14 protein-coding genes and 1 pseudogene are annotated in these 14392 nt (G+C 68.4%); 5 read left to right on the top strand and 10 right to left on the bottom strand.

What is annotated here, in order from left to right; genetic code table 11:
- Positions 1 to 66 precede the first annotated feature (66 nt).
- Both BN12_RS00545 and BN12_RS00540 read left to right on the top strand, forming a co-directional pair.
- Entirely contained in the window at positions 67 to 1371 is a 1305-nt protein-coding gene (locus tag BN12_RS00545; protein WP_157635264.1) for an IS256 family transposase, read from the top strand.
- A gap of 164 nt (positions 1372 to 1535) precedes the next feature.
- Complete coding sequence (locus BN12_RS00540) at positions 1536 to 2756, top strand: IS256 family transposase (protein ID WP_048555843.1); 1221 nt, start codon at positions 1536 to 1538, stop codon at positions 2754 to 2756.
- Positions 2757 to 2923: 167 nt separating this feature from the next.
- Here the strand turns inward: BN12_RS00540 and BN12_RS00535 are convergent, their stop codons facing one another.
- The 5 genes from BN12_RS00535 to BN12_RS00515 form a co-directional block, all read right to left on the bottom strand.
- Positions 2924 to 3346: an SRPBCC family protein gene (locus BN12_RS00535; RefSeq protein WP_157635260.1), complete on the bottom strand. Its 423-nt coding sequence runs from the start codon at positions 3344 to 3346 to the stop codon at positions 2924 to 2926.
- Between the two features lie 5 nt (positions 3347 to 3351).
- Positions 3352 to 3840 carry a carboxymuconolactone decarboxylase family protein gene (locus tag BN12_RS00530; RefSeq protein ID WP_048549576.1) on the bottom strand — a complete coding sequence of 163 codons (489 nt, stop codon included), beginning with the start codon at positions 3838 to 3840 and terminating at the stop codon, positions 3352 to 3354.
- A 50-nt stretch (positions 3841 to 3890) separates the two neighbouring features.
- Positions 3891 to 4634 (bottom strand): GNAT family N-acetyltransferase, encoded by a 744-nt coding sequence (locus BN12_RS00525; RefSeq protein WP_048549575.1) that lies wholly within the window; start codon positions 4632 to 4634, stop codon positions 3891 to 3893.
- Entirely contained in the window at positions 4631 to 5482 is an 852-nt protein-coding gene (locus BN12_RS00520) for an NAD(P)H-binding protein (protein WP_048549574.1), read from the bottom strand. The genes BN12_RS00525 and BN12_RS00520 overlap by 4 nt, the downstream gene beginning before the upstream one ends.
- A gap of 118 nt (positions 5483 to 5600) precedes the next feature.
- On the bottom strand, positions 5601 to 6890 hold the full coding sequence (locus BN12_RS00515) for an MFS transporter (RefSeq protein WP_048549573.1): 1290 nt from the start codon (positions 6888 to 6890) through the stop codon (positions 5601 to 5603).
- Between the two features lie 70 nt (positions 6891 to 6960).
- Here BN12_RS00515 and BN12_RS00510 point away from each other — a divergent pair, with 70 nt between their 5' ends.
- Positions 6961 to 7857 (top strand): LysR family transcriptional regulator, encoded by an 897-nt coding sequence (locus BN12_RS00510; protein WP_162233004.1) that lies wholly within the window; start codon positions 6961 to 6963, stop codon positions 7855 to 7857.
- Here the strand turns inward: BN12_RS00510 and BN12_RS00505 are convergent, their stop codons facing one another.
- The gene (locus BN12_RS00505; RefSeq protein WP_048549571.1) at positions 7858 to 8505 is read right to left on the bottom strand and encodes a winged helix-turn-helix transcriptional regulator; all 648 of its coding nucleotides are present in this window, start codon (positions 8503 to 8505) and stop codon (positions 7858 to 7860) included.
- 70 nt (positions 8506 to 8575) lie between these two features.
- On the opposite strand from BN12_RS00505, the gene BN12_RS00500 reads away from it, so the two are divergent.
- Positions 8576 to 9379, top strand: coding sequence for an alpha/beta fold hydrolase (locus BN12_RS00500; protein ID WP_048555842.1), 804 nt, complete (start codon positions 8576 to 8578; stop codon positions 9377 to 9379).
- A 66-nt stretch (positions 9380 to 9445) separates the two neighbouring features.
- Positions 9446 to 10258: pseudogene (locus BN12_RS00495) on the top strand (aminoglycoside 6-adenylyltransferase).
- A 63-nt stretch (positions 10259 to 10321) separates the two neighbouring features.
- Here BN12_RS00495 and BN12_RS00490 read toward each other — a convergent pair.
- From BN12_RS00490 to BN12_RS00475, 4 genes are all read right to left on the bottom strand, one after another.
- Positions 10322 to 11239, bottom strand: coding sequence for a LysR family transcriptional regulator (locus tag BN12_RS00490; RefSeq protein ID WP_048549570.1), 918 nt, complete (start codon positions 11237 to 11239; stop codon positions 10322 to 10324).
- 142 nt (positions 11240 to 11381) lie between these two features.
- Positions 11382 to 12335, bottom strand: a complete 954-nt coding sequence (locus BN12_RS00485) for a helix-turn-helix domain-containing protein (protein ID WP_083454288.1) — start codon at positions 12333 to 12335, stop codon at positions 11382 to 11384.
- A gap of 136 nt (positions 12336 to 12471) precedes the next feature.
- Complete coding sequence (locus BN12_RS00480) at positions 12472 to 13092, bottom strand: dihydrofolate reductase family protein (protein WP_048549569.1); 621 nt, start codon at positions 13090 to 13092, stop codon at positions 12472 to 12474.
- A 285-nt stretch (positions 13093 to 13377) separates the two neighbouring features.
- The gene (locus BN12_RS00475; RefSeq protein ID WP_048549568.1) at positions 13378 to 14352 is read right to left on the bottom strand and encodes an RNA polymerase subunit sigma-70; all 975 of its coding nucleotides are present in this window, start codon (positions 14350 to 14352) and stop codon (positions 13378 to 13380) included.
- Between the last annotated feature and the right edge of the window lie 40 nt (positions 14353 to 14392).

Raw genomic sequence — 14392 nt, 5'->3', positions numbered from 1 at the left:
GAGACTGTCCGACGAACGGTGTAACTGGCCCGACCCGCTGATGCGTCAGCGAGGAAGGTCAGTGGAATGACCGAGACACTGGTGGGCGTGAGCCCACTGCGGAAGGCAGCCAAGAAGACGCTCACGCCCCAGGAGGCGGAGCGCAACGCGGTGCGCGAGCTGGTCAAGGCCGCTCGCGCCAGGGGTGATGACCTGACCGGCCCCGAGGGGCTGCTGAAGGCGATCACCAAGCAGGTCATCGAGGCCGCCCTCGAGGAAGAGATGAGCGAGCACGTCGGCTACGACAAGCACGCCGTCGAGGGCCGTAACGGCGCCAACTCCCGGAACGGGACCCGCGCCAAGACGGTGCTGACCGACAACGCCGGCCCGGTGGAGATCGAGGTGCCGCGGGACCGGGACGGGTCCTTCGAACCGGTCATCGTGGCGAAGCGGCAGCGGCGGCTGACCGACGTCGACGCGATCGTGCTGTCGCTGTACGCGCGCGGCCTGACGACCGGGGAGATCAGCGCCCACTTCGCCGAGATCTACGGGGCGTCGGTGTCCAAGGACACCGTCTCGAGGATCACCGACAAGGTCATCGAGGACATGCAGGCGTGGGCGTCGCGGCCGCTGCAGCGGGTGTACGCCGCGGTGTTCATCGACGCGATCATGGTCAAGGTCCGTGACGGGCAGGTCGGCAACCAGCCGTTCTACGCCGCGATCGGGGTCGACCTGGCCGGGCACCGCGACGTCCTGGGTTTGTGGCCCGGCCACGGCGCCGGGGAGTCGGCGAAGTTCTGGATGGGCGTGCTGACGGACCTGAAGAACCGCGGGATCGCCGACGTGTTCTTCATCGTCTGCGACGGGCTGAAGGGGCTGCCGGACAGCGTCAACGCCGTCTTCCCCCAAGCAATCGTCCAAACGTGCATCGTCCACCTGATCCGCGGCACCTTCCGGTACGCCTCCAAGCGGTACTGGGAGGCCATCGCCAAAGACCTGCGCCCGATCTACACGGCCGCGAACGCCGCGTCGGCGTGGGCGGCGTTCGAGGAGTTCGAAGAGAAGTGGGGCAAGCCCTACCCGGCCATCCCCAAGCTGTGGCGGGCCGCGTGGGAACAGTTCATCCCGTTCCTGGACTACGACGTTGAGATCCGCAAGGTCCTCTGCTCGACCAACGCGATCGAGTCCCTGAACGCCCGCTACCGGCGCGCCGTCAACGCCAAAGGACACTTCCCCACCGAGCAGGCCGCCCTCAAGACGCTGTACCTGGTCACCCGGTCACTGGACCCCAAGGGCCTGGGACAGGCACGATGGGTCACCCGGTGGAAGCCGGCCCTCAACGCCTTCGCCGTCACCTTCGAAGACCGGATGCCGGCCGCGGAGAACCTCTAATGAGAAACGCCAGTTACACCGATCATCGGACAGACCCGCGTGAGGTCCTCACCTGCGGGTGGGGCCGGAAGGAAGATCACGCCATGGATGAGTTCGAGGGCGACCGTGAGGGAGCCGAAGGGTCGAGTGGGGAGCTGGTCCGGCTCGGGCTGGATGGTCCTGACATGAGCGCGTTGGCGCAGGACCTGGTGGCATCGGCCACGCAGCGCGGGATCGCGTTGACCGGCGAGGGCGGGTTGTTGACCGCGCTGACCCGGCAGGTCCTTCAGTCCGCGTTGGAGGCCGAGATGGCCGCGCACCTGGGCTACGACAAGCACGACCCGACCGGGCGCAACGGTGAGAACTCGCGCAACGGCTCGAGCGCCAAGACGGTGCGCACCGACATCGGCGAGGTGCGCCTGCAGGTGCCGCGGGACCGGGCCGGCACGTTCGAGCCGGTGATCGTGCCCAAGCACCAGCGGCGCCTGCCCGGGTTCGACGCCAACGTGATCTCGCTGTACGCCAAGGGGTTAACCACCGGCGACATCGTCAACCACCTGGCGGACGTGTACGACACCACGATCTCAAAGGACCTGGTCTCGCGGGTGACCGACCAAGTCCTCAAGGACATGCGTGAGTGGCAGGCCCGCCCGTTGGACGCGGTGTACCCGGTGGTCCTGATCGACGCGATCGTGCTCAAGGTCCGCTCCGGCGGGGTCGCGAACCGGCCGGTGTACGTCGCGGTCGGGATCACCGTCGACGGGCAGCGGGACGTGCTCGGGATGTGGGTCGGACCCAGCGGCGGGGAAGGGGCCAAGCAATGGCTGAACATGCTCACCGACCTGCGCAACCGTGGCATCCTCGACGTGTGCATCGTCTGCTGCGACGGCCTCAAGGGCCTACCCGAGGCGATCACGACCACCTGGCCCCAAGCCACCGTGCAAACCTGCGTGGTGCACCTGGTGCGCAACAGCCTGCGCTACGCGTCCAAGGCGCACTGGCAGGCGATCACCCGCCAGCTGAAGCTGATCTACACCGCGCCCACCGTCGATGCCGCGCAGGACGCGTTCGAGGACTTCGCCGAACAGTGGGAGGCCCGCTACCCGGCGATGGTCGCGATGTGGCGCCGCTCCTGGACCGAGTTCATCCCGTTCCTGGAGTTCCCGGTCGAGATCCGCAAGCTGATCTACACCACCAACGGCATCGAGTCCCTCAACGCCCGCTTCCGCGCCGCGACCCGGCGCCGCGGACACTTCCCCGACGAGGAGTCAGCCCTGAAGGTGCTCTACCTCGTCATCCGCGAACGACGACCCAACCGGGCCAACCCCACCGGCCAGATCGCCGGCTGGAAGAACATCCTGAACGTCTTGACCATGACCTCCGGCGACCGCCTCGGGTCCAACTAAGCCGAGCCAGTTACACAAAGAATCTGACATTCCCTCGGCCTCGGCGGGAGTGAGGGCACGTAGCGCCTCGATTTCGGACGGCCACCTCGCCGGCATCGCATGGGTCGCGGGACGCGCCTCGATGCCGTCACCAGGCGAACGGGGGTGACGGACGGCATCGAAGCGACTCACAATGATCGGTGTTCGGCGCGGGCGGCGAGGGCAGCGATCACGTCGCCGAAGTCGGCGCTGACGCCTGCTCCGACGTCGCCGGCGGTCGGGTCGGGGCCGTCGACGGTGCACCGGTAGGTGATCCGGGTGCCCGCGGTGGTCGGTTCGAGTTCGTGCCGGACGTGGACGGTCACGCCGGCGCCTGGCACTTCGGTGACGTCCTCGAAGCCGCGATCCTGCTCCACCCATGCGAGTGTGAAGGGCAGCTCGGTGGCATCCGGGAAGACCATCACGGCGGTGGCACCGGCGGCGAAGGGGCCGTTCATCCGGATGCCGGCGACGCCGTCGTTCCACTCGTGCCAGTGCTCGGGATCGGCGAGGACGGCGAACACCTCCGCGGGGGTGGCGGCGCTGTCGCCGGTCACTTCTGTGGTCCACATGATGCTCACGCTCCTGGCTGGTAGGTGCCGGGTTCCCAGCAGCGGGTGGTGACGCCGATGCGGTTCCAGGCGTTGATGGTGACCAGCAGGGCGATGAGCTGCGCGAGCTCCTCCGGCTCGAACTGTGCGGCGGCGGCGTCGAAGACCTCCCGGGGCACATGTCCGTCGGTGAGGACGGTGACCGCTTCGGTCAGGGCGAGGGCCGCCTGTTCGCGCGGGGTGAACCAGTCGGTCTCTCGCCAGGCCGGCAGGGCGTAGAGCCGTTGCTCGGTCTCGCCGCCGGCGCGGGCGTCCTTGGTGTGCATGTCGATGCAGTAGGCGCAGCCGTTGATGGTGGAGGCGTGGATGCGGACGAGTTCGCGCAGCGGCGGCTGCAGGCCGACGCCGGCGACGCCGTCGAGCCGGGCCATCGCTGCCGCGAACCGCGGTGCGAGGGCGTCGAAGTCGAGCCGGACCTGGGTCGCGGCCGGCGCGGGGGCAAGTGTGGTGGGCATGGTGTTTCTCCTTCGGTTGATTCGGGTGGATGCCGTGTGTTCGCGGCGTGTCAGGTCGGTCGTGTCCACCAGTTCGACTGGCTGATGGTGCGGAATCCGAGGGATTCGTACAGCGGTCGGCCGGGGCGTGAGGCGGTGAGGCTCACGGGCTGCGTCGCGCTCTGGAGCGCGTCGTTCATGAGGGCTCGGCCGATACCGCGGGAGCGCGCGTGCGGCAGTGTGGTGAGCCAGTAGATGCCATCCGTGCGTGCGCTCGGCACGCGGATGCACGCCCCCACTGTCTCGGCCGCGTCGGCATCGGTCGACATGCGGGCGAGGGTGACTTCGGCGCGGTGATGCAGGGATGGGCCCAGGAGCCGCCCGACGGGAAAGTCCTCGACGGGGAATCCGGTGACGATGACGCGATCTGCGATGGCGAGGGCGTCGTCGGCGACGACGGTCTCGATCGTGACCCCCGGCGGTATCGCCGCTCCGGCGGGTGCGCCCGGCTCACGGACCATGACCGGTAGCTGGCGTGGGACCAGGCCGAGCATGGTCAGATCGACCGCGCCGAACGCGTCCTCGACGGTGACCGGCGCGGACGTTTGCTCGATGATGGACGCGACGTCGGCGGCACGGGCACGATCTGGATCGTCGATGATCACCCGACAGGTGTACGGGCCGTTGAAGGCGCGAACCCCGGGGGCCGTAGACACGAGATCACTGCGGGATTCCGCCAAGACCGTCCAGAAGACGACGGAGTTCTCGACGGCCGCGGTCAGCTCATCGAGGCGGCGACTCATGACGGTGCTCATGACCGGTCCCCTTCCCCGGCAGCGGCGAGCAGGGCGTCTCGATGCCGCACGGCCCAGTCTTCGTACGTGCCCGCCGGCTGGCCGGTGAGCTCGGCGACGGTGGTAAGCACCCGGGAGTCGTCGAGGGCGCCGTCGACGTAGAAGTCGAGGAAGGCTGCGGCGTAGGCGGGCGGCAGCTCGCGGGCGAACCGCTCCCTCACCTGGTCGTCGGTCTCGGCCCGAAACTCGAGCTGACGGTGGAGCGCACGGCCGAGCGTCGCGACCAGCTCGGGCGGGATCAGCGATCGCGGCCCTGTCAGACGATACGTCGCGCGATCGTGCCCTGGTTCGGTCAGGGCGAGGACGGCGACGGCGGCGATGTCGGCCGGGTCGATCCACGCGATCGGCACCCCGGCGAACGGCAATGTGACGACGTCGGCGGAGGAGAGCTGATGAACCCACTGGAAGGTGTTGGACATGAACCCGCTGGGCCGAAGGACCGTCCACGGCACATCGCCGGCACGCACCGCGTCCTCGGAGCGGACCATGTAGGCGGTGACGGCGTTGCTCAGGTCGCGGGAATCCGCCGACGGACCCGACAGGAGGATGATGCGTGCGCCGCTGCGCTCGGCCAGTCGCACGAGTCCCGGCATGTCCGCGTACCCCGGCAGAAGGAACACGCCCTCCACGTCGTCGAACGCGCCGGCCAGGGAGTCGGGATCGTTCAGATCGCCCTGCGCGACCTCCGCCCCGGCCGGCAGCTCGTCCCGGCGGGAACGGTGGAGCGCGCGTACCGGCGCGCCTTTGTCCTGCAACGTCGCGACCACTTCGCGGCCGACGTTGCCGCTGGCTCCCGTCACCAGAAACATGACGTCCGCTCCCTTCCGTGTCGATGGCTTCCGGTCATGGATCAAGGCTCCAACCCGCGGGAACGGCGATCAACGAGCAGTCCCGCAACGGCCGCTGAGGCATCCGCAACGATGCCGTTCACGCGGCACAGCGATCACTGTCTCGGTGGTGAGCGGGTCGGGTGGCGAGGGAGGCCGGTGTCGCAGGGCGGACGAGCTCCGGGATGGCGTCGGGTTCGATCCGGCGGCTGACGACGCTCTGCGATCGGGCGAGTCCTGCGATCCCGAGGCAGGCGAGCGCCATGACGGTGGTGAGGATGAGCCATCCGGCCGAGCCGAGGGTCATCACCAGAGGCAGGGCGAGCGCCGGGCCGGCGATGCGCGCGAGGCCGGTCGACATCGCGAACGCGGCCTGATACCTGCCTTCGGCTTCGGCGGGGACGTCGTCGAGGGCGACGCGCCACGTGGCGATGCCGCCGCACACCTCTCCGAGCGTCAGGGCCGCGATGCCGGCCACCACGATCGCTACGACGACGCCCGGTGACGTCCAGACACTCGATGCCGCGAGCAGCATCCCGGCGACGGCCAGCCCGACCGCGGCGGCGACCGCCGCGCGCGAGGTCGCCTGCGGCGTGGCGACCCGAGCCGCCGTGGGGCGCTGGAACGCGATGACCAGGATCGTGTTGACGGCGAGCGCGACGCCGGGCAGCCACATCGGAGCGGCGGTGCGGTGGATCAGCCACAGCGGCAGGATGACGGCGAGCACCGGCATGGTCAGCTGGATGACCGCGGCCAGGCCGCTCGCCAGCGCGAACCGAGGATCGCGCCACGCCGCCGCCACGGGGCTGCCGGTCGAGCGTGTCGGCCTGTGCGGAGGTCGGGGAAGAGCGAGCGCGACAGCCGCGGTCGCTGCCATGACGATTGCCCCGGCGGCGTAGGCGGCGCGGACGTTCGGTCCGAGTCCGGTGGCGGCAAGGATGGCGCCGATCACGGTGCCGACACCGATGCCGACGTTGAGGAGGGTGTGCATCGTCGCCCGGATCACGAGCCGGTCCTGCGGCGGTCCCGCCACAGCGAGGGCCTGCCGGGCCGCGGCGGAGCTGGACTGCGCCACGGCGAACGCGATCGCCGCGACGCCGAACCCCGCCGGCGAGCCCATCAGCGCGTAGCCGACGAGGGCCGAGGCTCCCACGGCGGCGAACAGTGCCGTCGCCCGGCCGAGTCCCCACCGGTCGGCCAGGTGCCCGAGCGGCATCGCCAGCAGCATCGCGGATGCCGCGCCGGCGGCCAGGATCATCCCGACCGTCGATTCCGGCAACCCGACCTCGACAGTGGCCTGAAGAACGATCGTCGAGAGGGCGACGCCCTCGACCGTCGACGTGGCGAGTTGCGCCCCGCCGATCAGCTTTCGTGCGGATGTGGTTCTCATACGGCCATCGTGCGCCGATTCTTACCAGCAGTCCAACAGATGTTGCTGCTTCGAGCTAGCATTGATGCTGATGGAAGTGCATCAGGTCCGATACGCGCTGGCGGTGGCCGAGCAGCGGTCCTTCACCGCGGCCGCGAACCTCCTGCACGTCAGCCAGTCCGGCGTCAGCGCCCAGGTCGCGCTGCTGGAGCGGGAGCTCGGCGTCACCCTGTTCCACCGCACCTCGCGCGGCATCCAGATCACCCCTGCCGGCGAGCCCGTGCTGGAGCAGCTGCGCCGGGCCGCCACCGAGCTCGAGCAGGTGCACGCCGTCGCCGACGAGCTCAACGGGCTGCTCCGGGGGACGGTCGCCGTCGGCGCCGTCGCCGGCCTGGCCTGGCCGCCGTTCTTCGACGCCCTCCAGTTGGTCCACGATGCGCACCCGGGGCTCGATCTCACTCTGCGCGAGGGCACCTCCGCGCTCGTCCAGGAAGACGTCGCCGAAGGACGACTCGATCTGGCCGTCGTCTCCTGGCCACGCCAGCCTCGTGCCGGCCTCGCCTCCTGGATCGCCCTGAACGAGCGCGTCACCGCCATCGTCGCACCGGACCATCCGTGGGCGCAGCGCACGGACATCCCGCCCGCCGAGCTGCTCGACCAACCGGTGATCTGCCTCACCCCGGGCACCGGGATGCGGACCGCCTACGACGCGATGATGGCCGCCGAGGGGCTACCGACCCCGGTCGCCTGGGAGGTCACCCTCCCCACGACTGCCCGAGCGCTCGCGGCACGCGGCATGGGGGTCGCAGTCCTCACCAGCTCACGCGCCGACCCGCCGACCGACCTCGCCCACATCGCCCTGTTGTCCACGCACGCGGCATCCGCTCTCGGCGTCGTCTGGCGCGACAGACCCCGGCCGTCCGCCGCCACGCGAGCGATCCTCGCCGCGCTCAGAACACACATCGGCGTCACGACCGAAGACACGTGATCAGGACGTGCGGTGGTCGTTGAAGGCCGCGAGGACTCGGGTCAGCAGCGCAGTGTCTCCGTCGATGTGGACGTCGCCGCTGCGGATAGCGTCGTCCAGGGGTCGATTGTCGAAGACGAGGTCTTGGATGGCGCGGACGCCACCGGCGAGAACGGCGTCGGCCGCCGTGTCGCCTCGGGTGACGTTCAGGCTCTCGTTATGGACGGTGAGAACGAAGGCGTCACCGGGGAGTCGCACCTGGACGGTGCCGTTCACGCCGGTGACGAGGTGCGGCTGGAAGGTCGTGAGCAACGCGGTCACCAATGCGTCGGGGCTCAGCTCGGTGGCCGAGTCCGGCCCGGGGGGCAGGGGGCTGCCCCAGCGTCCGAGTGCGAGCAGGACGGGCTCCAGGTCACGACCGTGCTCGGTGAGCTCGTAGACCAGCCCGGTCGCGGGCGGCAGCGCACGTCGCCGCGCGAGCACGCCGGACTCCTCCAGCTCGCGCAAGCGCTGGGTCAGCACGTTCTGGCTCATGCCCGGCAGGCCGCGATGCAGGTCGGCGAACCGCTTCGGCCCGAACAGCAGCTCTCGCACGACGAGCAACGCCCACCGCTCGCCGATGACGTCGAGGGCGCGGGCGATCCCGCACAAGTCCCGATAGCTCCGCATACCCACATACTACTTGCACTCTGACACTTATTACTCCTAAAGTAGGAGCAATCGAGTGAAGGAGCGGATCATGACACACACGACCTCTGCCGACGGCACCCTGATCGGGTACGACCGGCTCAGCGGCACCGGACCCGTCGTGGTTCTCGTCGCCGGGGGCCTGGACGACGGCACCGAGAACATCCCCCTGGGCGAGCACCTGACGAACGGGTTCACGGTGGTCAACTATCGACGCCGCGGACGAGGCGACAGCGGCGACACCCAGCCCTACGCCATGCAACGTGAAATCGAAGACCTCGCCGCCGTGATCGCGGCCAACGGCGGGCGTGCGCATCTGTTCGGAGCATCCTCGGGCGGCGCGCTCGCCCTGGAAACCGCCGCGGCAGGGCTCCCCATCGACCGGGTCGCCGTGCACGAGGTCCCTTACCAGATCAGCGACGAGATGATCGCCGCCTGGCGCGCCTACACCGCCGCCCTCACCGCCACGCTGGACGCCGACGACCCCGACGAGGCGCTGCGACTGTTCATGCGGCTCGCCGGCTCGCCCGATGAGCAGATCGCCGGCGCGGAGGCCTCACCGTTCTGGCCAGGCATGCGCGCCCTCGCGCCCACGTTGCGCTACGACGCCGCCTGCCTCGGCGACGGACCCCCACCCGCCGCCCGACTCGCCACCATCGCCCAACCCGTACTGCTGACGACCGGAGCCACCGTCGACCCGCACATGGCGGCACTCCCCGTCGACTTCTTCGGCGCCGCCGCCGACGCCGCCGCCGCACTCATCCCGCACGCACAGCGCACCGTCATCGAAGTCGCCGGCCACGCCCCCGACCCGGCACTGCTCGGCCCCATCCTGGCCGACTTCTACACAGCCTGAAGCACACTGGCCGGGCCGAGTCTCGTTCGTCTGCGGCCGATCTAGCACCCTTGACAGAATGGGCACATGAACTACGAGCAGGTCATCGCAGAGCTGATTCGGTGGGCCGAGCACAACGACAACGTCCGAGGCCTCGTGATGACGGGATCGGCGAGTGCTCACGAAACACATCTCCTCTCCGACCGTGACATCGAAGTCTTTGCGCGGGATGTGGAGCCCCTGCTGGCCGACGAGTCTTGGTGGTCAACGTAGGGCCGGGTTCTGGTCGTGGAAAGGACCGAGAACGACAACGGACAGCCCACCCGTCTGATCTACTTCACCGGCGGCAAGCTTGACTTCACGCTCATCACGGCTGACGAGCTCGCCACGGCGACCTACGAGCGCCCGTTCACCGTGCTGCTCGATAAGGACGGTCAGGCGCGCTCACTGCATTGCGTTCCGCCGCAGCGGAGCCTGCCCGACGCGGAGTCTTTCCATACCTGCGTCAACGAGGCCTACGCCGCCGCCTTGATGTGCGCCAAAGCCGTCGTCCGAGACGAACTATGGCCAGCGAAGATTCGGGACGAAGACCTGAAATGGAACCTCCTGCAGATGATCGAATGGGACCACCTCGCCCGCTACGGCACCGCCTACGACACGCGCTATCACGCCAGGCGGATGAACGAATGGATGGACACCGATGTCCGCACTCAGTTGCTCGGCTGCTGGGGGCACTTGGACGCAACCGACACCGTGGCCGCTCTACGACGAACGGTCGACTTGTTCGCCAGGCTCGCTGAACGAACGGCGGCGCTCTGCGAAATCGCGCCCTTCGACCACGATGGGCTTCACGAAGAGATCGAGCTGATCCTCTCGTACCCGGCCCGCACTCCGGGGTGAGCGTGAACCACCGGACAGGTTTCCCGGTGCCGGCAGCGGGCTGTCTTCGAGTCGGCCCCGCGTCTACGCCTGTTCAGCTGCCTCGGCAGACAGCCGCGCCGCGACCGAGAGGAACGCTCGCACCCGCGCGTTCTGTGGCCCACGGATCACCAGCAAGCCGAGTTCCATCGGCGGAAGCCCACTGATCGGGAGAACGACGATCTCGGGGTTTCCCTCGAACAGCACGACTCCCTCGACTGTCGCGTGCTCGATCTTGCCCCGGGCGATCGCCGACGCCATGTCGTTGAGGGTCTGTACCTCGGGGCCGTTGCGAGGAATCGGACGACCGCCCGGTGTCACCTCCGGAGTGAACGCCTCCACCATGCGCACCAAGAACGGGTCGCTGGGAACCCACTTCGGCAACCGCAGGTCGGGCAATTCCTCGACCGACACCTCTTGTGCGCGTGCCAGTCGGTGACCGGCGCCGACCGCCAGCACACGCTGCCGCCTCGCCAGTGGTGCAGCAGCCTCCACCTCGCCGCCCGCGAGTGCGAGCCAGCTGATCAAGACATCGACCTCGCCCGATTCCAATGCCTGCACCTGATCCCGCAGGCCCACGTTGACCAGTTCCAGCCTCGCTTCCGGATGCGCCCCCTCGAAACGTCGACACAGTTCATCGACCTCGTGCCCCGCCGCGGAATCGGAGAAGCCGACCACCAGATGCCCCTCGGTGCTCTCCGCCGCCGTACGAGCAATCGCAAGGCTGGCCATCAGGGCCTCGTAGGCCGGCTGGAGCGATGCGTGCACGTCCCGTCCCAGCGGCGTGAGTGCGACACGTCGGCTCGTTCGCTCCAACAGTCGCGCGCCGACCGAGCGCTCCAACACCTGTACCCGCCGGGTCACCTGTGCGGCATCCACCCGCAGCCGCGCTGCGGCACGCCCGAAGTGCAGCTCCTCGGCCACCACCAAGAATGCCTCGACATGCACAAGCTCCACAGTCACACCCCCATTCTCGCCGGTGATGTCGCGACCTGCTTGCGCTGCATGCGTCCGGAGTGATCGGACCGCAGGGGCGGGCGTTGCTGCCTTCGCCCGGGTGAACACTCGGCGGTCTTGGCGTGCGGTTCTTGGACGGTCGTGGGCATCAGCCAGGCACCTCGGAGGTGGCACTACGACTCAACGCACGGTACTTGCTAGGAGTCACGCCGACGCTGCGACGGAACTGACGGGCGGCGAAGTCGGGGTCTCGCCACCCCACCTCCTGGGCGATCCCAGCGATCGGCGTATCCGTGGTGCAGAGCAGCCCGGCCATGCGTTCCGTGCGGAGCATCGTCAGATATGCAATTGGCGACTTGCCGAAGGCCTCAACGAATACGCGGCCAACCTGCGACTTGGACAAATGCACCTCGCGGGCCATCTCAGTCACAGACCACGTGCGCATTGGGTCTGCGCGCAAGAGTTGCGCCAGCCTTCGCGCCTCTTGCCGCAATGGCGCGAACTTCCGATGTCGAGGCAAGGACGGGTAGCCCGTCGCTCGCTGAGTCGACGACGTGCGGATGGCAGAGGTAGTGATGAACGGCGCGATCACATGCGCTACCGAGAACCACAGGGACTGGGTGCGGAAGAAGTTCTCGATCGGTCGATTCTCAAGGCTGAGAGTAACCAGCTCGTCGAGCCAGGGCATGAGAACACCTGACCGGTCCATTCCCAGGCCGATGATTTGCGCAGGCTCTGTGTAGATGGTCGCGGCGAACTCCTGCGCGTCGAGCCGATCGTGCATCGCACTCACGTACTGCCAGAAGACCTGATCCACCACATAGTCGGAGTCCGCGTATAGCGTCGTCACCGTCACATGGTCCTCCGGCTCACTCGCGCACAGTGTGTTGGCGGCTAGGAGGACCACATCGCCACACTTGACCGGTCGCTGCCCGAACTCGCTGTACAGCACGGCGCTCCCGTCCCGGACAACGATCACCTTGACGCAGTCGTATGCCACCGGTCCGACTGGTCGATAGATCGTCCGAGTCCGGGCGAGGATAGGCGTGAACGAGCCAGGAAACTCCGATCCGCCTGAACCACCTGTGATCGTCGCACTCATCAGACACCACCACAACGCGGTCAAGCGCTCGGGTCACCCTCACAGGACGCGCCACAGCCCTCCATGACGACCAGGAGGGGCGTCACCTTCGTGGTGGACGAGAAGGAGCGGACCGCCTCGTCGGGCAAGGTGGCGTTCACGAATCCTCGTTTGTCGGCCGGTAGCGCAGTTGGATGTTGGAGGAGTCGTCGAAACGGCGCACCTTAACCAGCACCAGATCGGCCGGGGCGGTGAACACTGGAACGCCGGAACCGAGCGCGATGGGGCTGACCATGAGGTGCATCTCGTCGACCAGCCCGTCGGCGAGCAGTGCGTTCCACAGCACGTGGCTGGCGAACACGACGATGTTCCCTTCGCCGTCTGACTTGGCCTGGCTGAGCCAGGCGGCGACGTCAGCGCGTGCGACCACCGTGGTGGTGGCGGCCCAAGCGTTGTCCGCGGGGACCGAGCCGCGATCACTGACCACCACCTTCGGCACCTGGTTGTAGTGGCGGCTGATGGCCCGGTTGGTGTCGTCCACGGCCCGCGCCTCCGGCGCTTCCGGGTCTTCCGGTTCCGGGGCGTCGGCGACGAACGGCCAGTACGAGCTGAACCCGTCGAACGAGTCCCGTCCGAGCAGCACCAGGTCCGCGGACTCGATGCTCTCCAGGTTGCCGCGGTCGAACGCGGCATCCATGTTCAGGGCGAGCGGGTTGCCTGTCTCGTCGGCGAAGTAGCCGTCGAGCGAGACGATGTTGTTGACGATGACCTTGCGCATGATGCGCTCCCTTCCGTATCGGTACCTTCACCAATCCAGATACGCATCGGGCCAGGGATTCATCGGTCACCGGCAGATTGCCTCGATTCCTCCTGCCAGTCGCAGCCGAGCCGCGGGTTTACGAAGCTCGCCAGCCCGGCGATCCGATCGCCCGTGCCGATCGACGCCCCGTAAACCAGCGACCGGTTCCCTTGGCTTCGGACTACTGCGGTCTCCGCCCCGGCGCGGGCCGACGTGATTGACCGTCTCGTCGGCGACGAACCCGACGTGTGCCACATCGGGGACTCATCGGTCGGTCGCCGATTCCTTCGATTCCTCCGGCCAGTTGCTGACGAGTCGCGGGTCCACGAAGGTCGCCAGCCAGTCGATCTGGTCAGCCGTGCCGTGGAGGATCATCAGTGCACCGGGACGCCACTCGCCCTCCCAGAGCTGGTCGCCGAGCACCGCCGGCCATCCGTTCACGTCTCCCACTCGGCGCACCCGCCACGGCGTAGCCAGTACCCGCTCGGTCAGGAATATCGCAACGTCGTCGCGACCGTCGAACCACGCGGTGAGCGGCGGCATGGTGAACCGGGCCTCCGCGGCGAGCAGCTCCACCACCCTCTCGACATCCCCGCGACCGAACGCCTCCACGAACGCGTCGACCACCCCACGGTCAAGGCCGCGAGCGTCAACTCTGCCCCGGCCGGGCTCCCGGGCGGCAAGTGTCCCGCGGGCACGCTGCAAGGCGCTGTTCACCGACGCGGGTGTGGTCTCCAGAATGTCGGCGGTCTCGGCCGCTGAGAAGCCGAGGACGTCGCGGAGCACGAGCACTGCCCGTTGCGTCGCGGGGAGATGCTGCAGTGCCGCGATCCACGCCAGTTCGATGTCCTCTCGATGCAGCACGGCCGCCTCAGGGTCCCCGGCGGGCTCGCGGAGCGGTTCGATCCACCCAGCATCCTCCAGGGGCGGCGCAAGCTCGGCGCGGGGATCAGCGGCAGCTCCTCGCTCCCACGACAGCATCCGCGGACCGCGGCGCTCCGCCGTGCGCAACGCCGCATTGCTCGTCACCCGATACAGCCAGGAGCGCAATGCGGCCCGCGACCGCAGACCGCCCAGGCCTCGCCACGCGGCGGTCAGCGCTTCCTGAACGGCATCCTCGGCGTCCTGGGTCGAGCCGAGCATCCGGTACGCGTGCACCAGCAGCTCCCGTCGGTGGGGCGCGACCAACTGCTCGAACGCGAGAGGATCATCACGGTCGACCTCGACGGTACTGCTCATCTCGGTCCTCCTCTGGCCTCACACCCATTCTCCTGCGAGA

This window comes from Nostocoides japonicum T1-X7, from assembly GCF_001046855.1.
Lineage (GTDB): Bacteria > Actinomycetota > Actinomycetes > Actinomycetales > Dermatophilaceae > Nostocoides > Nostocoides japonicum.
This window is presented reverse-complemented; position numbering and strand designations above follow the sequence as displayed.